Annotated in this window: 19 protein-coding genes and 1 pseudogene; 13 read left to right on the top strand and 7 right to left on the bottom strand. The window is 64.9% G+C overall.

Annotated elements, in window-relative coordinates:
- Nucleotides 1–687 precede the first annotated feature (687 nt).
- The 5 genes from NMB96_RS18195 to zwf form a co-directional block, all read right to left on the bottom strand.
- On the bottom strand, nt 688–1,347 hold the full coding sequence (locus NMB96_RS18195; protein ID WP_023904102.1) for a bifunctional 4-hydroxy-2-oxoglutarate aldolase/2-dehydro-3-deoxy-phosphogluconate aldolase: 660 nt from the start codon (nt 1,345–1,347) through the stop codon (nt 688–690).
- Between the two features lie 51 nt (nt 1,348–1,398).
- Nucleotides 1,399–3,315 (bottom strand): phosphogluconate dehydratase, encoded by a 1,917-nt coding sequence (gene edd, locus NMB96_RS18190; RefSeq protein WP_023904101.1) that lies wholly within the window; start codon nt 3,313–3,315, stop codon nt 1,399–1,401.
- A 100-nt stretch (nt 3,316–3,415) separates the two neighbouring features.
- On the bottom strand, nt 3,416–4,135 hold the full coding sequence (gene pgl, locus NMB96_RS18185) for a 6-phosphogluconolactonase (RefSeq protein WP_255085367.1): 720 nt from the start codon (nt 4,133–4,135) through the stop codon (nt 3,416–3,418).
- Nucleotides 4,132–5,139 carry a glucokinase gene (gene glk / locus NMB96_RS18180; RefSeq protein WP_023904099.1) on the bottom strand — a complete coding sequence of 336 codons (1,008 nt, stop codon included), beginning with the start codon at nt 5,137–5,139 and terminating at the stop codon, nt 4,132–4,134. The genes pgl and glk overlap by 4 nt, the downstream gene beginning before the upstream one ends.
- Entirely contained in the window at nt 5,136–6,566 is a 1,431-nt protein-coding gene (zwf, locus tag NMB96_RS18175) for a glucose-6-phosphate dehydrogenase (RefSeq protein ID WP_043889231.1), read from the bottom strand. Before zwf ends, glk begins: the two co-directional genes overlap by 4 nt.
- 421 nt (nt 6,567–6,987) lie before the next feature.
- Here zwf and NMB96_RS18170 point away from each other — a divergent pair, with 421 nt between their 5' ends.
- Nucleotides 6,988–8,076, top strand: coding sequence for an ABC transporter ATP-binding protein (locus NMB96_RS18170; protein ID WP_043889230.1), 1,089 nt, complete (start codon nt 6,988–6,990; stop codon nt 8,074–8,076).
- Here NMB96_RS18170 and ygfZ read toward each other — a convergent pair.
- Complete coding sequence (gene ygfZ / locus NMB96_RS18165; protein WP_023904095.1) at nt 8,073–8,945, bottom strand: CAF17-like 4Fe-4S cluster assembly/insertion protein YgfZ; 873 nt, start codon at nt 8,943–8,945, stop codon at nt 8,073–8,075. The two genes, NMB96_RS18170 and ygfZ, sit on opposite strands and share 4 nt — an antisense overlap.
- Between ygfZ and NMB96_RS23440 the strand changes: the two genes are divergently transcribed.
- The 10 genes from NMB96_RS23440 to lolD all read left to right on the top strand — a co-directional run bounded on the left by NMB96_RS23440 (nt 8,847) and on the right by lolD (nt 15,577).
- On the top strand, nt 8,847–9,155 hold the full coding sequence (locus NMB96_RS23440; protein ID WP_318768392.1) for a DUF1674 domain-containing protein: 309 nt from the start codon (nt 8,847–8,849) through the stop codon (nt 9,153–9,155). The genes ygfZ and NMB96_RS23440 overlap by 99 nt on opposite strands.
- A 56-nt stretch (nt 9,156–9,211) precedes the next feature.
- Nucleotides 9,212–9,604 (top strand): succinate dehydrogenase, cytochrome b556 subunit, encoded by a 393-nt coding sequence (gene sdhC, locus NMB96_RS18155; protein ID WP_006449605.1) that lies wholly within the window; start codon nt 9,212–9,214, stop codon nt 9,602–9,604.
- On the top strand, nt 9,601–9,987 hold the full coding sequence (gene sdhD / locus NMB96_RS18150) for a succinate dehydrogenase, hydrophobic membrane anchor protein (protein WP_023904094.1): 387 nt from the start codon (nt 9,601–9,603) through the stop codon (nt 9,985–9,987). The genes sdhC and sdhD overlap by 4 nt, the downstream gene beginning before the upstream one ends.
- A gap of 34 nt (nt 9,988–10,021) precedes the next feature.
- A complete protein-coding gene (gene sdhA, locus NMB96_RS18145; protein ID WP_023904093.1) occupies nt 10,022–11,812 on the top strand; it encodes a succinate dehydrogenase flavoprotein subunit in 1,791 nt (596 codons plus the stop codon).
- A gap of 9 nt (nt 11,813–11,821) precedes the next feature.
- Entirely contained in the window at nt 11,822–12,025 is a 204-nt protein-coding gene (locus NMB96_RS18140; protein ID WP_043889229.1) for a hypothetical protein, read from the top strand.
- 16 nt (nt 12,026–12,041) lie between these two features.
- Nucleotides 12,042–12,824, top strand: a complete 783-nt coding sequence (locus NMB96_RS18135) for a succinate dehydrogenase iron-sulfur subunit (protein WP_006449601.1) — start codon at nt 12,042–12,044, stop codon at nt 12,822–12,824.
- 109 nt (nt 12,825–12,933) lie between these two features.
- Nucleotides 12,934–13,182 (top strand): FAD assembly factor SdhE, encoded by a 249-nt coding sequence (locus NMB96_RS18130; protein WP_023904091.1) that lies wholly within the window; start codon nt 12,934–12,936, stop codon nt 13,180–13,182.
- Nucleotides 13,133–13,603, top strand: a complete 471-nt coding sequence (locus NMB96_RS18125) for a YgfX family protein (protein WP_043889228.1) — start codon at nt 13,133–13,135, stop codon at nt 13,601–13,603. Before NMB96_RS18130 ends, NMB96_RS18125 begins: the two co-directional genes overlap by 50 nt.
- Before the next feature lie 5 nt (nt 13,604–13,608).
- Entirely contained in the window at nt 13,609–14,850 is a 1,242-nt protein-coding gene (locus NMB96_RS18120; protein WP_023904089.1) for a lipoprotein-releasing ABC transporter permease subunit, read from the top strand.
- A gap of 43 nt (nt 14,851–14,893) precedes the next feature.
- The gene (gene lolD, locus NMB96_RS18115; RefSeq protein ID WP_095574784.1) at nt 14,894–15,577 is read left to right on the top strand and encodes a lipoprotein-releasing ABC transporter ATP-binding protein LolD; all 684 of its coding nucleotides are present in this window, start codon (nt 14,894–14,896) and stop codon (nt 15,575–15,577) included.
- A gap of 221 nt (nt 15,578–15,798) precedes the next feature.
- On the opposite strand, the gene NMB96_RS18110 is transcribed toward lolD, so the two are convergent.
- Entirely contained in the window at nt 15,799–16,863 is a 1,065-nt protein-coding gene (locus NMB96_RS18110; RefSeq protein WP_255085366.1) for an SDR family oxidoreductase, read from the bottom strand.
- 168 nt (nt 16,864–17,031) lie between these two features.
- Between NMB96_RS18110 and NMB96_RS18105 the strand changes: the two are divergent.
- Together NMB96_RS18105 and NMB96_RS18100 are read left to right on the top strand one after the other, a co-directional pair.
- Nucleotides 17,032–19,599: pseudogene (locus NMB96_RS18105) on the top strand (DNA internalization-related competence protein ComEC/Rec2); the annotation flags it as partial.
- A complete protein-coding gene (locus NMB96_RS18100; protein WP_023904085.1) occupies nt 19,493–20,155 on the top strand; it encodes a MotA/TolQ/ExbB proton channel family protein in 663 nt (220 codons plus the stop codon). The pseudogene NMB96_RS18105 and the gene NMB96_RS18100, both read left to right, overlap by 107 nt.

Genomic DNA, 20,155 nt, shown 5'->3' with positions numbered 1-20,155 from the left:
ACGCCTTAGTTAAGGCAAGCGAATTCCTTCCTGTTTTCCGTGACCTGCGCGATTTTCGATGACAGCAGCAGATCAGGTATCTGCTGGCGTGTCGTGGTGCGCCGAAAACGGCACCGCTACGTAGCGCTAGAGTCTTGAATGTCATGAGCCGCCCGAAGCCCCTCTCCCGTCGGGAGAGGGGTTGGGGTGAGGATACGGTTTTCCGGGCACTGCCAAGTGCGCGGCTGTTGGTTACTGGCTTCGGTGAGGGGCGGCAGCGCGGCCGGGGATCGGCTCCTCGGCTCGGTCAGACATCCTGTCTGACTCGCCGCCGCGGCACATCCTTGTGCCGCTCTCCGCCAATCCCCAGCCACGCTGCCGCCTCGGCGAGTCGCCATCATGATCTTGATCAGGTAAGGCAATTTTTCAAAGCTTGGCGGGGATGTGCCCGACAGGAATCGCCGCTCCCCGTTCCGCCAACACAGGAACATTTGAAGAGCGGTCCGCGGGTGCCGGGGCAGGACCTTACACGACATGGATGTCGTGTAAGAGCCCCCATGGATGGGTTCACGGCGTGTCCTGCCCCGGCGCCCGCGGGCCGCTCCCACGCAAAGATCAAGGCGCCAGCCAATCAGGCTTTAATCGAGCAACCAGCTTTCTTCACGCAGAAGCCCGGCCTTACAAGTCGCTGGATGCGGCGCCCAGAAATCAGCCCGCACGCACCTGTCGAACGATCGCCGCCGCCTTGGCCGAGCTTTCCTTGACCTTGTCCCACTGACCCTGGGCCAGCCAGTCTTTGGGCACCATCCACGAGCCGCCGATGCACACCACGTTCGGTTGCGACAGGAATTCGGCCGCGTTGGCCTCGCTGATGCCGCCGGTAGGGCACAACTTGAGCTCGGACAGCGGACCTGCCAGGCCCTTGAGCATCTGCAAGCCACCCACGGCGGTGGCCGGGAACAGCTTGCACACACGGAAACCCAGGCCCATCAGGGTCAGCAGTTCGGTCGGCGTGGCCGCGCCAGGCACGGCCGGAATCGGCGCATCGGCGAGCAGGCGTGCCAGCGGCGCGGGGGTGCCTGGGGTGACCAGAAAGTCCGCACCGGCATCCACCGACTGACGCAGTTGCAGCTCGCTCAGCACGGTGCCGGCGCCGATCACGATGTTGGGTAGCTCGCGCTTGAGCATGGCCAGCGCTTCGATCGCGATCGGGGTGCGCAGGGTCAGCTCGATCGCGGGCAGGCCGCCTTCGAGCAGCGCATCGGCGACGCGGCGCGCCTGGTCCAGCGTATCGACGGTGACCACCGGCAGGATGCCGGCGTCGCGCAGCAGCTGTTCGGCGGTGTTCTGGGTCTGGGCAATCGTCATTGCAACTCCGTTAGACGGCGACCGCCAGGCGGTCGCTCAGAGGGAAGGGGATCAGGCGTCCTTGGACTCGTGTGGTGCCGCAGCAGCGGCGGCATCGGCACCGAGTTCGTACTCGGCGTCGTAGCTCCACAGTGCGCCGTCCTGATGGGTCGGGCCGCAGGAAATCGAGATCGCGCCCTGGTCTGCCGGGCCCACGACCTGGCGGTTGATGCCGAACAGGTTGCGGCCCAGGTCATTGCCGGCCACCGTGGTGTTCGGTGCGACTTCGCGCGATGCCCATTCTTCGGCCGAGACCAGCACTTCCAGCGTGCCGGCTTCGCCATCCAGGCGCACGATGTCGCCTTCGCGCACGCGCCCGATCGGACCGCCGCGTGCGGCTTCCGGGGTCATGTGGATCGCGGCCGGGAATTTGCCCGAGGCGCCGGACAAACGGCCGTCGGTGACCAGCGCCACACGCCGGCCCTGGTTCTGCAGCAGGCCCAGCAGCGGTGCCATCGAATGCAGTTCCGGCATGCCGTTGGCACGCGGCCCCTGATAGCGCAGCACCACCACAAAATCGTGCGGCAGCACACCGGCGGCGTGCAGTTTGTTGAGTACCTGCGGTGTATCGATCACTACCGCCGGCGCCTCGATGGTGCGGTGTTGCGGCTTGACCGCCGACAGCTTGATCAGTGAGCGGCCGAGATTGCCGCGCAACAGACGCAGCCCGCCTTGCGATTCGAATGCGGCGCTGACCGGACGCGCCACGCTGTCGTCGGCGGTGGTCGCGGTGCCGGGCACGTACACGACCTTGCCGTCCTGCAGCCGCGGCTCGTTGGCGTAGGCACGCATGCCGCCTTCGACCACGGTGGGGATGTCGTCGTGCATCATCCCGGCGTCCATCAGCTCGCGGAACACGAATGCCGTGCCGCCAGCGGCCTGGAAGCGGTTCACGTCGGCTTCGCCGTTCGGGTAGACGCGGGTCAGCAGCGGCACGGTCTGCGAGATCAGATCCATGTCGTCCCAGGTCAGCACGATGCCGGCCGCGCGCGCCACCGCAATCCAGTGGATGGTGTGGTTGGTCGAACCGCCGGTGGCCATCAGCGCGACCACGGCGTTGACGATGGCGCGCTCGTCGATCAGGCGGCCGAACGGGCGGAAGTCCTGACCCAATCCGGAAATCGCCAGCGCACGCGCGGTCCCCTCACGCGTCAGCGCATCGCGCAACGGCAGTTCCGGGTTGACGAACGAGGCGCCGGGCAACTGCACGCCCATTGCTTCGAGCAACACCTGGTTGGAGTTGGCGGTGCCGTAGAAGGTGCAGGTGCCGGGCGAGTGGTAAGACGACGACTCGGCCTCCAGCAACTCGGCGCGAGTGGCTTCGCCGGCCGCATAGCGCTCGCGCACTTCGGCCTTCTGCTTGTTCGGAATGCCCGGCGTCATCGGGCCGGCCGGCATGAACAGCGCCGGCAGATGCCCGAACGCCAGCGCGCCGATCAGCAAGCCCGGCACGATCTTGTCGCACACGCCCAGATACACCACGCTGTCGAACATGTCGTGGCTGAGGCCGATCGCCGCGGCCTGGGCGATGTTGTCGCGCGAGAACAGCGACAGCTCCATGCCGGCACGGCCCTGGGTCACGCCGTCGCACATCGCCGGCACACCGCCGGCAACCTGTGCGGTGGCACCGAGCGCGCGCGCGGTTTCGCGTATCAGCTGCGGGTAATGCTCGAACGGCTGATGCGCCGACAGCATGTCGTTGTAGGCGGTGATGATGCCGAGGTTGGGCGTTGCGGCACCGCGCAGGCGCGACTTGTCAGTCGGCTCGGACGCGGCAAACCCATGTGCAAGATTGCCGCAGCTCAAACGGCTACGGAACGGCCCCTCACGCAGGGCGGCATCGAGACCGGCCAGATACGCCGCGCGCGACGGCGCGCTGCGCTTGCGGATACGGTCGGTGACAGCTTGGATATTCGGATGCAGGCTCATTGGCTACCGGCTATGAGAAACGGGGGAAGAAAATGCTGTTTTAATTCCCCGCACACTGATGTGCGGGCTGTTGCGAGGGACTCGCATTAACGATTCGCACTCAAGCACACCAATGCACCCGTAAACGCGGACCCGACTGCTGCAACGCCACCCGGATCGGATATTCGCTGACATCGTCACCCGCCAATGCGGCCTGCAGCACGTCGAGCTTCTGCTTTCCGCGCAGCAACAGCAGGCGGGTCGGGATCGCAGCGAGCCCGGCCGGCGTCAGCGTGATGCGCAGCGGCCACTGATTGGAGCCTGGGCAGCCAGTGGCATCCAGTGAGGCGTACGGCTGCGGACTGGCCAGCGCCTTGGGCAGATCGGTGGCGCCGGGAAACAGCGAGGCGGTATGCCCGTCGCCGCCCATGCCCAGCACCGCCAGGCAGGCGGGTTCGGCATGCGTGGCCTGCAGGTTCGCGGTGTGCACGCACTCGGGCAACTGCTTGCCCGGGCGCACCAGCGGGATGAAGGTCGCTGCCGGCGCATGGCTCAGGAAGCTGTGATTCACCAGCCAGGCATTGCTGTCCTGATCCTGCGGCGACAGCCAGCGCTCATCGACCAGGCCCACTTCCACCCGCGACCAGTCCAGCGAACGGTGGGGGAGGGATTCGTACACCGGCGCCGGCGTGGTGCCGCCGGACAGCAGCATGCGCGCCTGACCGCGGCGCGAAATCTCCTGTTCCAGCAGATCGGCCATCTCGCTGGCCACCGCCTCGGTCCATTCGGCCGGGTCTTCGTAGCGCACCAAGGTGATGCGCGGATTGTCCTGCAGGCTCATCGCTGCTCTCCTGGATGCTGACGCTGCGCATCCACCGCATACGCGGCGGCGCCGAGCAGGCCGGCATGCGGATGCATGACGGCCAGCGACGGTACCCGCGACATGATTGCGGAGAAGCGTCCCTTGTGTTCGAAGCGCTGGCGGAAGCCGGAATGCTGCAGCGAATCCAGCACCTTGGGCACCAGCCCGCCAGTGAGGAACACGCCGTCCCAGGCGCCCTGCATCAACACCATGTCGCCAGCGATCGCACCGAAGATGGCGCAGAACAGATCGATGGTGCGCGACGAGCGCGGGTCGCCCGCAGCCGCACGCGCGGTGATGTCCTTGGGCTGCAGCGGGCCCGGGTCGACCCCGGCAATCTCGCTGAGCGCACGGTGGATGTTGACCAGGCCCGGCCCACAGATCAGGCGCTCGTTGGAGACCCGGCCGAACTGCTCGGAGAGGATTTCCAGGATGCGGATTTCTTCCGGAGTACCCGGCGGGAAGCTGACATGGCCGCCTTCGGTTTCCAGCGGAAAACAGCGCCCGTTGCGCACGATCAGGCCGCCCACACCCAGGCCGGTGCCGGGGCCGATCACCCCGTAATTGCGCGGTTGATCGATCGCCGCCGGCCGCCAGCTGGCGCCGCCCACCTGCACCACGTCCTGCGGACGCAGCAGGCTGATCGCCATGGCCTGCGCGGCAAAGTCGTTGATCAGGTGCAGGGTGCTGAAGCCCAGCATGGCCGCAGTGCGCGAGCGCGAGATCACCCACGGGTGGTTGGTGATGCGCGCCTCGTCGCCATCCACGCGGCCAGCCACGGCGAACACGCCCTGGGTAGCCTGCACGCCGATCTGGTCGAGGTAATACCGTGCGGCTTCGCCGAGCGAACCGAAATCAACCACCGCAAATTCGCGCGAGGTGTCATCCAGCAGCGGTACCGAGGCGTCGACGTCGGCCAGCGCGAAGCGCGCATTGGTTCCGCCGATATCGGCAACCAGCACCGGCTTGGAAGGAGCGGTCATGCGGTGTGTCCCTGTGCGTCGGTGGCCGGGGGCAGGAAGGGCGCAGCGCTATCTGGTCCCCAACTGCCGGCCGGGTAGGTCTGAAGCGGCAACTGCGCGTCTTTCCAGGCATCGCTGACGCTGTCGATCCACGACCAGGCGGCCTTGACCTCATCGTCGCGCACGAACAGCGCCGGGTTGCCGTTGAAGGCATCCACGAACAGGCGCTCGTACGCGATGCGGCGGTGCAGGCCGGTGGGGACCGACAATTCCAGTTCCAGCGGCTGCAGTTCGATCGCGCCCCATTCCGGGCCGGCGAGGCTGCTCATCAGGCCGAGCTCGATGTTTTCCTGCGGCTGCAGCTGGAAGGTCAGACGGTTGGGCACCGCGTTCTGACGGTCCGGGCGCTCGAACAACCAATGCGTCACCGGCTTGAGCGTGACCACGATGCGGGTGGAGCGCTCGGCCAGGCGCTTGCCGGTGCACAGGTGGAACGGCACGCCGGCCCAACGCCAGTTGTCGATATGCGCGGTCACCGCAACGAAGGTCTCCACATCGCTGCCTTCCGGCGGGTGATAGGCCTGCGCCGGCTGGCCGTTGATGCTGCCGGCGGTGTAGCGGCCGCGTACGCTGTCATGGGCGGCGTGTTCGGCGGTCATCGGGCGCAGGGCGCGCAGTACCTTGACCTTCTCGTCGCGGATGCGGTCGGCTTCCAGCGAGGCCGGCGGCTCCATCGCCACCAGACACAGCAGCTGCAGGATGTGACTCTGCACCATGTCGCGCAGCGCACCGGAGCGGGCGTAATAGGCATCGCGCCCGTCCACACCTTCGCTTTCGGCCACCAGGATCTGCACCGACTCGATGTAGGTGCGGTTCCACACCGCCTCCAGCAGCGTATTGCCGAAGCGCAGCGCGATCAGGTTCTGTACCGCCGCCTTGCCCAGGTAATGGTCGAGGCGGAACACGCGGTCTTCGTCGATCAGCGCGCCGATCGACTGCAAAATCTCGAGCGCGCTATCCGAATCGTGGCCGATCGGCTTTTCCAGCATCAATCGATGCGGGGCTGCCAGCGCACCACCCAGGGCCAGACCCTGACAGGTGCTGATGTACAGGCCCGGCGGAATCGCCAGGTAGCTCACGCACTGGCGGCTGGACAGCTCGCGCACGGCGTTGGCCACCGATTCGGCATCGCGCAGATCCACCGAGCGGTAGTCGACCCGCTGCAGCAGCGTTTCGATCTGTTCGGGCGTGGCGATCGGCAAGGCCTGGGTCAGACGCGGCCGCAGCACCTCGCGGAAGGCCTCGGTGTCGTGCGGCGACAACGCCAGCGCACGGATACGGAAATCCTCCGGCAGCAAGCCGTCGACGAACAACCGCAACAGGGAAGGAAACAGATAGCGCTGGGCAAGATCGCCGGTGGCGCCGAACAGGATCAGGGTGTTGTGCATGGACCGAATTTCAGATTCTGGAGACATCGTTATCAGCAGCTTGTCGGAAAGGCGCCGGACAGCCGGCGGTCGGTACGTCTGTTCCTGAGCGACACTGACGTGCGCGCAGCGGAGGATGGACGCGCACGCCCAATCCCCGATTGTTGCAGCAAGTGGCCGTCAGCGGTTAGCGCTGCGGCGGTAGACCTGCACATGCGTGGCGAAATGCCTGGCCTCGCACGGTAGGCTGCACCGCTTGAAACAGCGGCGTGGGTAACTGGCGTCATGGTCCCTCCCGAGATCGATGTTGCCATGTGAAAACGATTACATGTCAGAATAAACCAATGCATCCGCTTGCAGGAGATTTCCTTGAAAGCGCATGTGGCGTCACCGCCGTCGGGAGGGCCGAGGGCAGGGCGCACAACTTACGTTGAGGCCGAAGATGGCGAAAGTGCAGTTGGAAGGTGTCCGCAAGGTCTACGAGAATGGCCAGGTCGCGGTGCAGGGTGCGAGCTTCGAAGTCGCCGATGGCGAGCTGATGGTGCTGGTGGGGCCATCCGGCTGCGGCAAGTCGACCTTGCTGCGCATGATCGCCGGGCTCGAGGACATCAGTGCCGGCAGGCTGAAGATCGGCGAGCGCGTGGTCAATGATGTGGCACCAAAAGACCGCGACATCGCCATGGTGTTCCAGAGCTATGCGCTGTATCCGCACATGACCGTGGCCGAGAATCTGTCCTTCGGTCTCAAGCTGCGCGGCCATCCCAAGCAGGTCATCGCCGAACGCGTCAACAACGCCGCCGAACTGCTTGGCCTGACTCCGATGCTCGACAAGCTGCCCAAGGCGATGTCCGGCGGCCAGCGGCAGCGTGTGGCGCTGGGCCGGGCGATGGTGCGCGAATCGTCGGTGTTCCTGCTCGACGAGCCGCTCTCCAATCTGGATGCCAAGCTGCGCCACAGCGTGCGTACCGAGATTGCGCAGCTGCACCGCAAGCTCGGCACCACCATGATCTACGTCACCCACGACCAGGTCGAGGCGATGACGCTCGGCCAGCGCATCGTGGTGCTCAAGGATGGCGTGATCCAGCAGATCGACAGCCCGATGGCGCTGTACGACCGCCCGGCCAATCTGTTCGTGGCCGGCTTTCTCGGCAGCCCGGCAATGAACATGCTGCAGGGGCGGCTGGACGAGCAGGACGGCCTGCATCTGGTCATGGCCGACGGCTGGCGTGTGCCACTGGGTGCGGCGCGGGTGGATCGCAGCTGGTTCGATCGCGAGGTGATCGTCGGCGTGCGCCCGGAGCATCTGCAGCCGTCGAGCGATGCGCTGCTGGGCTTCGAGGCGAAGGTGGAAGTCATCGAGCCGGTCGGCAACGAGATCTTCCTCAACCTGGATCGTGGCGGTCAGCCGCTGGTCATCCGCGTCGCGCCGCAGGCTTTGCCGGCGGTCGGTGAGCCACTGCGCCTGGCGTTGCGCAGCGAGGCGCTGCACTTCTTCGACCCGGCCACCGGCGAGCGGCTGGATCCGGCTTAACGCTCCAATCCGGGTGTCATGGCAAGTGGGCGTGCGCTGTGCGCGCCTGCTTGCAGTGCGGTGGTGGCGTCCAATGTCAGCTCCAGCGGCAGCACCGCCAGCGCAAGAGTGCCGGCAACACTCACCAGCGTGCCGATGGCTGTGCCATCCAGCGTGACCGCATCGCCCGCCTCGATGGCGCCATCGACTTCCAGTAGCTGCAAAGCGCGTTTGGCCTTGCCCAGAAAGTGCGTGCGCGCGACGATTTCCTGGCCGGGATAACAGCCTTTTTTCACGCTGAAGGCGTGCAGGCGATCCAGTGCCAGCTGTTGCGGTGTCCACTGCTCGCGTTGTGCATCGGGCAGGCGGACCAATCCCAGTTGCAGATCGGCGCGGCGCCACTGCGCATCCACGCCTGGCACTTCGATAGGCGCTGCCAATGCCTGGTCGGTGTGCAACAGCAAGGTGCGGGGCAGGGCGGCCGTGCCCATATCCAATTCGATACGCTGCGTTCCGATATCGGCCTGTGCGCCCCGCGCGCGTTGCGCTGCTTCGAATCCGCCGTAGGCAGATAGCGCTGCAACAACGATCTTGAGCTTGCGCCGGAACACGAAACGGCCCAGTTGCAAGGCGATCTCGGCCGCGTTGCCGTCGGGCAACAGCATCAATACGTGTGTGTCGTCCTCACGCAACAGTGCGAAGATGGCAATCACGCGCCCCTTCGCAGTCAACCACGCATTCCACTGCCACTGCCCAACCACCAGCGCCTGTACGTCGTTGGCAAATTGCGCATGCGCGAACGCCACTGCATCCGTCCCGATCAAGCGGACGTATTGCATGTCGTGCAGGGAGCCAAAACCCTGTGGAATAAGATTCAGGTTGTCAGCCATGGAAGGGGAGGACTAAAATCGCAATGTTGTGAGACCACTATGATAGGCCATCCAACCCCCACCCCAGCGCAGGATTCCGAGACGCAGCCTTCTCCTCAGGAGCATGTTCCCGAGAAGCAGCCACTGCCCAAGGAGATTGGTGGGCGCGACGGCCCTGAGCCAACGCGCTACGGCGACTGGGAAAAAAATGGACGCTGCATCGATTTCTGATCAGCTTTTAGCCACAGCGGCCTAGTGCCGCCCAGCCGAGATAATGAGCCCAGCGAATGGCGATCCGAGAACGTCCTCTTTCCCCGCATCTCCAGGTGTACCGCTGGCAGATACAAATGGTCACCTCGATCCTGCATCGAGCGACCGGCATCATTCTGTCAGGAGGAGCGCTGGTGATTGCCGCCGCTTTGCTGGTGTTGATGCTCGGCCAGGACCACTGGACCTGCCTCACGCAACAGCTTGGCGCCTGGTATGGCCAGCTGTTCCTGTTCGGCTGGACATGGGCATTTGCCTACCATCTGTCCAACGGCATCCGCCACATCGTGCAGGACTTCGGGTATGGCTACAGCATTCCCGCCTTCGTGCGTAGCGGCTGGGCCTCGGTTGTGGTCAGCCTGCTGATCACCGCTGCGATCTGGGCCTATGTATTGATTGGAGCTGGCGCATGAACCGTTACCGCACCCCGCTGAAAAATGTGCGTGGTCTGGGCGCGGCCAAGACCGGCACCGAGCATTTCGTTCTGCAGCGACTGACCGCCACCGCGCTGGTGGTGTTGTCGATCTGGTTCCTGGTCTTCGTGCTGAGCCTGCTCGGTTCGGACTACCCGACCGCTGTTGCGGCCGTGTCCAAACCCTGGAACGCGATCTTGCTGGTCGGCTTCCTGGTGGCGATGTTCTGGCATGCGCAGATCGGTCTGCAGGTCGTGCTCGAGGACTACATCCACAACTCGTTGCTGGCGCTGGCGTTGCAGACCACGGTCAAGTTCGTCGCCGCGCTCGGTGCGATCGTCAGCATTTTCGCAGTGGCGCGCATCGCGCTGGGCGGTGCCTGAGTCATCGGGCACCCAGAACAGGAATCCAGATTAGATGTCCGCTTATAAGATTACAGAACACAAGTACGACATGGTCGTGGTGGGCGCCGGCGGCGCCGGCCTGCGCGCCACGTTCGGCCTGGCCCAGAAGGGCCTGCAGACGGTCTGCCTGACCAAGGTCTTCCCGACCCGTTCGCATACTGTGGCAGCGCAGGGCGGTATTTCCGCCGCGCTCGGCAACATGGGCGAAGACGATTGGCGCTACCACTTCTACGACACCATCAAGGGCTCCGATTGGCTGGGCGACCAGGACGCGATCGAGTACATGTGTCGCGAGGCGATCCCGGCCATCATCGAACTCGAACACTACGGCGTGCCGTTCTCGCGCACCGAAGAGGGCAAGATCTATCAGCGCCCGTTCGGTGGCATGACCACCAAGTACGGCGAAGGCCCGTCTGCCCAGCGCACCTGCGCGGCGGCCGACCGTACCGGTCACGCCATGTTGCACACGCTGTATCAGCAGTCGCTGGCGCATAACGCGCGTTTCATGATCGAGTACTTCGCGCTCGACCTGATCTTCGACGAAGAAGGCGTCTGCCGCGGCGTGCTTGCGCTGGACATGGCCGACGGCACCTTGCATCTGTTCCGCGCCCACGGCGTGGTACTGGCCACCGGCGGTTATGGCCGTGCGTACTTCAGCGCCACCTCCGCCCACACCTGTACCGGTGACGGCGGCGGTTTGGTGATGCGTGCCGGCCTGCCGGTGCAGGACATGGAGTTCGTGCAGTTCCATCCCACCGGCATTTACGGTGCGGGCTGCCTGATCACCGAGGGCGTGCGCGGCGAAGGCGGCATTCTGCGCAACAGCAACGGCGAGCGCTTCATGGAGCGCTACGCACCGCATTACAAGGATCTGGCATCGCGCGATGTGGTCTCGCGCTCGATGACGGTGGAGATCCGCGAGGGCCGCGGCGTGGGCGAGCACAAGGATCACATCCTGCTCGACCTGACCCATCTCGGCCCGGAAGTCATCAACGAAAAACTGCCCGGTATTGCCGAAAGCGCGCACATCTTTGCCGGTGTGGACGTGACCAAGCAGCCGATCCCGGTGCTGCCGACCGTGCACTACAACATGGGCGGCATTCCGACCAATTTCTACGGCGAAGTCGTGCGCAAGCAGGGCGACGACCCGGATGCGGTGGTGCCGGGCTTGTACGCGATCGGCGAAGCCGCCTGCGTGTCGGTGCACGGTGCCAACCGGTTGGGTTCCAACTCGCTGCTGGATCTGGTGGTGTTTGGCCGTGCGGTGGCAAACCGCTGCGCCGAGACGGTCAAGCCCAACCAGCCGCACAAGACCTTGCCTTCAGATGCCTGCGACAAGGCGCTCGGCCTGCTGGACAAGTTGCGCTACGCCAACGGCTCCACGCCGACCTCGGTGATCCGCGACAACATGCAGCGCACCATGCAGTCCGATGCTGCGGTGTTCCGCACCAGCAAGACGCTTAAGGAAGGCGTGGACAAGATGGCCGAGATCTTCGCCACCTTCGAAGACGTCAAGGTCTCCGACCGCTCGCTGGTCTGGAACTCGGATCTGATCGAGACCTACGAGTTGAACAACCTGCTGCTCAATGCGGTGGCGACGATCAATTCGGCCGAGCAGCGCAAGGAAAGCCGTGGCGCGCATTCGCACGAAGACTTCCCGGACCGCGACGACGTCAACTGGCAGAAGCACACGCTGGTCACCGTCGACGACAAGGGCAAGTGCGAGTTCGAATATCGCCCGGTGCACATGTACACGCTGAGTCAGGACGTGGATGTCGTCCCGCCGAAGCCGCGCGTCTACTGATCGATGCGCATGCAACGCGCCCTCGCTGCATTGAGGCCAGTCGCCGGGTTGTCCTGGCGCAGCGGCAATCGCTTGCAGCGGTCGGGGCGTTTCATCACGCAGGGGCAGGGCCGGCAATACGCCGGTCGCTGCACCGCCGCTTCGGTGGCGGGATCCATCGTCTTTACCTTCATGCGCACGGTGCGGCTGTCGTTCGCACCGCGCATCGCCTGAGCCAACGAGAGCAGCTATGGCAGAGTTCACCCTCCCCAAGAATTCAAAGATCGGCAAGGGCAAGCATTACCCTGCACAGGGCGCCAAGAACACGCGCACCTTCAAGGTCTACCGCTGGGATCCGGATGGCGACGCCAACCCGCGGACCGACAGCTATGAGATCGATCTCGACAAGTGCGGCCCGATGGTGTTGGACGCGCTGATCAAGATCAAGAACGAGATCGACCCGACGCTGGCGTTCCGCCGTTCGTGCCGCGAAGGCATCTGCGGTTCATGCGCGATGAACATCGACGGCACCAACACGCTGGCCTGCACCAAGGCGATCGATGCCTGCGGCAAGGCCGAAGTGCCGATCTATCCGCTGCCGCACATGAGCGTGATCAAGGATCTGGTGCCGGATCTGACGCATTTCTACGCGCAGTACGCGTCGATCAAGCCGTGGATCCGTACCCAGACGCCGCCGCCGCCGGATCGCGAGCGCCTGCAGTCGCCGGAAGATCGCCGCAAGCTCGATGGGTTGTACGAATGCATCCTGTGCGCCTGCTGCTCGACGAGTTGCCCAAGCTACTGGTGGAATGGCGAGCGTTATCTGGGCCCGGCGATCCTGCTTCAGGCGTATCGCTGGATCATCGATTCGCGCGATGAAGATACCGGCGCGCGTCTGGACGATCTGGAAGATCCGTTCAAGCTGTATCGCTGCCACACCATCATGAACTGCGCGCGGACCTGTCCGAAGGGGCTGAACCCTGCGCTGGCGATTGCCGAAATCAAGAAGTTGATGATGGCGCGCCGCGCCTGATCGCAAGGCAATGCCGCCCCGCCTTGGCGGGGAGGTGGTTCACAGCGGCACCGGCCCTTGGTCTGGTGCCGCTGTCGTTTTCGGCGCCGCGTCAGGCGAGGAGAGTGAGATGGACGAAGAAACCCTGCTGAAAAAACTGCGCTGGCGCTGCCGGCGCGGTATGCGCGAGCTCGATCAGTTGTTCGGGCGCTATCTGGATCAACGCTGGGCGCAGGCGTCCGAGTCCGAGCGCGCGGTTTTCCTACGGCTGCTGGATTGCGAAGACGATAAGTTGTGGCGCTGGTTCATGGGATACGAGGCCTGCCCCGATGCCGACAACGCCGCACTCATTGCCGATATCCGCGCCTTGCCAGCTTGAATGGCGGCCTTCGCGCGGGATGGGTTGCGCATTGAGCGTGTTGAACGCGCTGGCGCTTTGGGCGGTCTGGCGTAGCGGGGTGCCGGTGTGGCTGGCAGCGGTGTTGTCTGCCTACGCGCTGTTGGCCAGTGGACGAACGTTGCGCATGCTGTTGCGTTCGCCAGTGCGAGAAGTGATCGTGCCCTGGGGCGAAACGCCCGCCAGCGTTGACGGCGCGCAGGTACAAAGCCTGCAGGTCGCATGGCGCGGGCCGATCGCGGTGGTGTCGTGGACGCGTCTGGATGCACGCCGCGAGCGCCTGCATTTCTGGCCTGATACGTTGCCGGCAGCGCAGCGACGTGAACTGCGTCTGGCCGCTCAGGCACACGCCATTTCGTCCGGGCCGCCGCAAGTGGCACCATGGCGTCCCTTTCCTGGTTGAACCGCATGTTCAAACCTATCCCGGTTGCCATCGGCTTGCGCTATCTGCGTGCCAAACGGCGCAATGGCTTCATCTCGTTTATCTCGATGGCATCGATCCTGGGCATTGCCCTGGGGGTGACGGTGCTGATCACTACGCTGGCAGTGATGAGCGGTTTCCAGAAGGAAATCCGCGATCGCCTGTTGCAGATGGCCGCGCATGCCACGGTCAGTGCGGACGGCGCGCCGATGCGCGACTGGAAGCATGCGGTCGAGGTCGCCACCGCCGATCCGCGTATCGCCGGTGCCGCACCTTACATCGAAACCGAGTCGTTGCTGCAGGGCCCGCGCAAGCAGCCGGCCATCGTGCGCGGCATCATTCCTGCCGAAGAAGGCAAGGTCTCGGTACTGGCCAAGAAGATGCAGCAGGGTTCGGTAGATAGCCTGACCCCGGGCTCCTACAACATCGTCATCGGCAAGGAACTGGCAATCTGGCTGGGCGTGGATGTCGGCGACAGCATCGTCGTGTTGCTCAGCGATACCCAGGCCACGCCGCTGGGCGCGATGCCGCGGCTCAAGCGCTTCACCGTCAGCGGTATTTTCGAGGCCGGCTACAACGAGATCGACCGCGGTCTGGCGGTGGTCAACATGCAGGACCTGGCCCGCGTGCTGCGCATGGATGGTGTCACCGGCGTGCGGCTGCGGCTGCACGATATGGATCAGGCCTGGACGGTGGCGCGCGATCTTGCGATCAAGTTGCATGGTCCATATCGGGTCAGCGACTGGACCCAGGAGAACGCCAATCTCTATCACTCGTTGAAGATGGAAAAAACCGTGATGGGCATCCTGCTGTCGCTGATCGTGGCGATGGGCGCGTTCAACCTGGTGTCTTCGCAGGTGATGCTGGTGACCGACAAACAGGCCGATATCGCGATCCTGCGCACCTTGGGTCTGTCGCCTGCGGGCGTGATGCAGGTGTTCATGGTGCAGGGCTCGCTGATCGGCTTCATGGGCACGATCATGGGGGTGATCGGCGGCATCGTGCTGACGCTCAATCTTGAGCGCATCCTCGGTGTGATCGAGACGATCTTCAGCGTCAAGCTGCTGCCCGAAGACGTGTATTACATCACCGGCCTGCCGACCGATATGCAGACCCAGGACGTGGTGGTGATCACCGTGGTGGCGTTGGTGATGAGTTTTCTGGCGACCTTGTATCCGGCATGGCGCGCCTCGCGTACGCAGCCGGCGGAGGCGCTGCGTTATGAATGAGAACCGGGAATCGGCCGTGCAAAAGTCAGGTCAAGCAGAGGCGGTGATCCGCGCCGAGGGTCTGGCCAAGACCTACGCCGAAGGCAAGATGCGCACGCCGGTGTTCGATGGATTGGATCTGTCGGTGGCGACCGGCGAAACGGTGGCGATCGTCGGGGCGTCCGGCGCGGGCAAGAGCACGTTGTTGCATCTGCTCGGCGGGCTGGATATTCCGACCTCGGGCGAGGTGTATGTGGCCGGTCGGCGCATGTCGGCGTTGTCCGATGGCGAGCGCGGCAAGCTGCGTAATCAGGCGTTGGGTTTCGTGTATCAGTTCCACCATCTGCTGCCGGAATTCACCGCGTTGGAAAACGTGATGATGCCGGTGCTGTTGTCCGGCAAAGAGGTGTCGGTGGCCAGGGCGCAGGCATTGCAACTGCTGGAATCGGTCGGGCTGGGGCATCGCATCGAGCACAAGCCCAGCGAGTTGTCCGGCGGCGAGCGCCAGCGTGCTGCCGTGGCACGTGCGCTGGTGAACAAGCCGGGCTGCGTGCTCGGCGACGAGCCCACCGGCAACCTGGACGACAAGACGGCGGAGACCGTGTTCGAGCTGATGCTGGAACTCAATCGTGCCCAGCGCACCAGTCTGGTCCTGGTGACGCACGATCGCAGCCTGGCGCGTCGTCTGGATCGCGTGCTGGAGCTGCATCAGGGCAAGCTACGCGAGTTGGCGCCGTCTGCGGTGTAAGCAACGCCCAGCCGTCGGAATCTCTGGCGGCTGGGTCATATTGAACTCCGGATTTCAGTTTGAAAATCCTGATTCCGGTTGCCGATGCATCGGCGCGATGCATTAGCCGGCTAGCGCAGCAACACGCTTGCTCACGATGTGGTGCTCGCAAGCGCTATCGAGTCAATCGTCGCATTGACAACACGCGGTCGCCGCCACGCATGTGACGGCGACCTTGCGCATCAGGGAATGATGCGCTGCGCACGCAATCGCGTGAACAGCTCCAGGAACGAGGCGCGGCTGTCGTAGAAATCCAGAAAGCCCAGCTCGCGGCTCTTGGTCATATCGTTGACGCACTCGATCTCGCGGCCCAGGTCGGCGTCGGTATGCCACCACGATGCCAGTCGGTTGACGTCGGCTTCCACCAAACCATGCTGCTTGGCGATCTCTGCCCACACTGCCGGCGCGGTCTCGCTCAAGCGTGCTTCTAGAGGTGCCGGCGTTTCGGGGCAGGGCAGAACTTCGAGTTCGAAGAAGTCGGCAATCTGGCCCCACATCCAGCGCCAGCGGAACACATCGCCGTTGACGGTGTTGAAGGCCTGATTGCGTGCGGCCGGGCTCAAGCCGGCCCAGGCCAGCTGCCGGCCAAGCAGGCCGGCGTCGGTGAGGTCGGTGAGGCTGTTCCACTGCGCTTGCGAGCCGGGGAACACGAACGGCTGACCGGTGTGCTTGCACAGCGACGCATACACCGCCAGCGTCACGCCCATGTTCATCGCATTGCTGCCGTTGGCCATGCCGATCATGGTGTGCGAGCGATGCACGCTCCAGCCGAAGCCATGCTGCTCAGCATTCGTGAACAGCAGGTCTTCCAGCGTGTAGTAGAAATTCTCGCCAGGCTGGCGCGGCTCGCTTTCGCGAAAGGGGGTTTCGGCCTTGCCGCTGCCGTAGTTCTCGAACGCACCCAGATAGTGCTTGGTGCCGGTGACCAGCGCCATGTGCTGCAGCGGTGCATCGCTCAGCGCCTCGCACAGATGACGCATCATCGCGCCGTTGGCCTCGACGTTCTCACGCTCGGTATCGCGGCGTGTCCAGGTGCAGAAAAATACGTGGGTGATCGGCAAGCCACGTAGCGCGTTGGCGGTGCTCTCGGCATCCAGCAGATCGGCTGCCACCGGAATCACGCCGTCCTGGGCGAGCGGACGCCGCGCCAGGCCATAGACGGTCCAACCGTCGGCGACCAACACGTTGGCGAGGTTGTAACCAGAAATGCCGGTCACGCCGACAATCAATGCAATGCCTTTACGCATGGGGGGAGCTCCTCGAAGACAGCATTGAACATAGCGCTGCGGCCATGAAATCGAGGCGAATGCATGCCGGAGTGATGCGTGTGTCGCGTGCACAGCCGTCTTCCTACCCGCCAATGCGCCGATCGCCGCTGTGGTCCAGCTGTGCGATCAATTAGCTTGAATCGGTGGATGGACCACGGACGGGAGGCGACCGGCAGCATGGATGTGTCAGCACCAGTGCCGTCGGCGACGCGCGCAGGATCGGCGGTCGCCGCTGCAGCGGCGTTGCTGCTGGGCGTGGTGGTGTGCGCCTGGTCGCCTGCGGTGTTGCCGCGTGCGGTCTACGCGATCTTTGTGTGTGCAGGTGGGCTGGGTATCGGCTTGACCCTGTGGCTGCGGCCGCAGCGGATCTTGTTGTTGCTGGCAACGGCAACGGCAACGGCACTGTGCGGCTTCGGTCTGATGGGCTGGCAAGTCACCAGCACCTTGCAGGCGCAGCTGCTCCCGCAAGACGAAGCGCGCGAGCTGGCTGTGCGCGGCCAGATCGTAGGACTGCCGGTGGCCGAGCAACGACGCACGCGCTTTCAGCTGCGGGTGGATGACGACCACACACAACCAGCATCGCTACGCGGCAAGCTAGTGCAGTTGGCCTGGTACGACGACTTCGGTGCCGAACACATCGGTCCACGCGCAGCACTTCGCGCCGGTGCAGGTTGGCAATTGCGCCTCAAGCTGCGGGCGCCGCGTGGCTTGCGCAATCCCGGTGGGTTCGATGCCGAACGTCAGGCATTGGCGCAGCGCATTGTCGCGACCGGTTACGTGCGCGTCCCTGCTGCCGCACGGCAAATCGCGGCACCGCGTGGCGTGGATGCCTGGCGCGAACGCATGTCGCAGCGGATTGCCGAGCACGTGCCCGGGCCTTCAGCGCCTTATCTGCGCGCACTTGCGCTAGGCGACACGCGCGGGCTGGACGATGCGGCCTGGGCGACGCTGCGTGCGACCGGGCTCAGCCATCTGATCGCAATCTCCGGATTCCATGTCGGATTGGTCGCCGCGTTCTTCGCGATGCTGGTGGCCGGACTCTGGCGAGTGTGGCCCGGTCTGGGAACGCGCCTTCCACGCCTCCACGCCGCGGCCATCGCGGCATTACTCGCCGCCGCTGCGTATGCAGTGCTGGCAGGATTGGCGCTGCCCACCGTGCGCACGGTGTTGATGATTGCCGTGGTCGCGCTGGCGCGGGTTGTGCGCCGCCGTGCCACGACCGCGCAGATCCTTGCGCTCGCCTTGTTGGCTGTCGTGCTGTGGGACCCGCTGAGCGTGCTGGTCGCCGGCTTCTGGCTCAGCTTCGCCGGTGTGGCCTGGTTGGTGTGGTGCCTGCTGTCCGACGATCGCGCCATCCTGCGTGGCTTTTTATCGGCGCAGACCGTCGCCACTGTGGGCCTGCTGCCGCTGACGGTCAGCCTGTTCGGGCAGGCGTCGTTGGTCGGGCCATTCGCGAATCTTGTTGCGATCCCATGGTGGACCTTCGTGGTGGTGCCGCTCGCCTTGCTGGGTACTGCGCTCGAAGCGCTCCATCCAGGCGCGGGCGTGTGGGCATGGCGATTGGCCGGCTGGTGTTTCGAGCTGACCTGGCCGGGCTTCGTCTGGCTCGGGCAGACCCCGATGGCGTTGTGGTGGGTGCCCGAATCCGATGCGATCGCGCTGGTGTTGGCCTTGCTCGGCGCGTTCTGGCTGTTGCTGCCGCGCGGTACGCCCGGCAAGTCATTGGCCGTGCTGTTGTGGTTGCCACTGCTATGGCCGGACCGCGAACTGCCTGCAGCCGGCGAGGCGGATGTGCAGGTGCTGGACGTGGGGCAGGGCCTGGCGGTGCTGGTGCGCACGCAACGGCATGCGCTGTTGTTCGATACCGGCCCTGCAGTGCGCGATGGCTTCGACGCCGGCGAGCGGGTGGTACTGCCGGCATTGCGTGCGCTCGGCCTGCGCCGCCTGGATGCCATCGTGCTCAGTCATGCCGATGCCGATCATGCCGGCGGCTATACAGCAGTGCGTGCGGGATTGCCGGTTGCCATCACCACTGCGCCGCCGGATGCACCGCTGGACGTCAGCACGCGCTGCCATGCCGGCCAACAGTGGGAATGGGACGGCGTACGCTTTCGCTTCCTGCATCCGAGTGCCGGTTTTCCGTATCTGCGCAATCAGTCCAGCTGCGTGCTGCGAGTGGAGACGTGGTATGCAAGCGCGCTGCTGCCGGGCGATATCGGCGAGATCGTCGAACGTCGATTGATGCATGGGCATCTGTCCGAGCTACGCGCCGATCTGGTGATCGTTCCGCACCATGGCAGCGCCGATGGCTCGCATGCCGGTTTCATTGCCGCGACCGGCGCGCGGCTGGCGCTGGTGTCCTCCGGGCACGGCAACCGCTTCGGCCACCCGCGTGCGGAGGTGGTGCAGCGCTGGCAGGGCAGTGGCGCCGAGCTGCTCGACACCGCGCAGGCCGGCGCGATCCGGGTCTGGCTGGGCGCCGACGGCCTGCAGGTCCGCGAGCGACGGCGCTGGCAGCCGCGGCTGTGGGATGCTGCAGAACGGCGGCGGTCGGCTGCTATCCTATCGGCCAGCGAATAGGCGGCCGCGTTGCCGGAGGAATCGAATTGTGTTGGAGCTGGTCAAGGCGGGCGGTTGGCCGATGGTGCCGTTGCTGTTGCTGGGCGTGATCGCCCTGGCGATCGTGCTGGAGCGTCTGTGGAGCCTGCGCCGCAACGAAGTGACTCCGCCAGGTCTGGGCGAAGAGGTCCGCAACTGGGCCGCGCGTGGCAAGCTGGATCCCGGCCATATCGAGTCGCTGCGTCGCAATTCGCCGCTGGGCGCCTTGCTCGCGGCCGCGCTGGACGTGCGTGGCCGCCCGCGCGAGTTGATCCGCGAACGTATCGAGGACACCGGCCGACATGTGGTGCACCGCATGGAGCGCTATCTGAATGCCTTGGGCACGATTGCCTCGGCTGGGCCGTTGCTGGGTCTGCTGGGGACCGTGGTCGGCATGATCCAGATGTTCATGGGCATCCTCGATCACGGGGTTGGCGATGTGAACCAACTGGCTGGCGGCATCGGCAAGGCGTTGGTGTGCACGGCCACCGGCATGATCATTGCGGTACCCGCATTGATGGCGCATCGCTTCTTCAAGGGCCGCATCGCCGGCTACATCATCGAGATGGAGCAGGAAGCCACGTTGTTGCTGGATACGATGGATGGACGTGCGATGCCGGTCGCTGCGGCACCGGTTGCGGCGGGTACCAAGCCCGTCATGGCAAAGGGCTGA

The sequence above is a fragment of the Xanthomonas hortorum genome (assembly GCF_024339125.1).
Lineage (GTDB): Bacteria > Pseudomonadota > Gammaproteobacteria > Xanthomonadales > Xanthomonadaceae > Xanthomonas > Xanthomonas hortorum.
The sequence above is the reverse complement of the archived record's forward strand: the minus strand, read 5'-3'. Positions and strand labels throughout refer to the sequence as shown.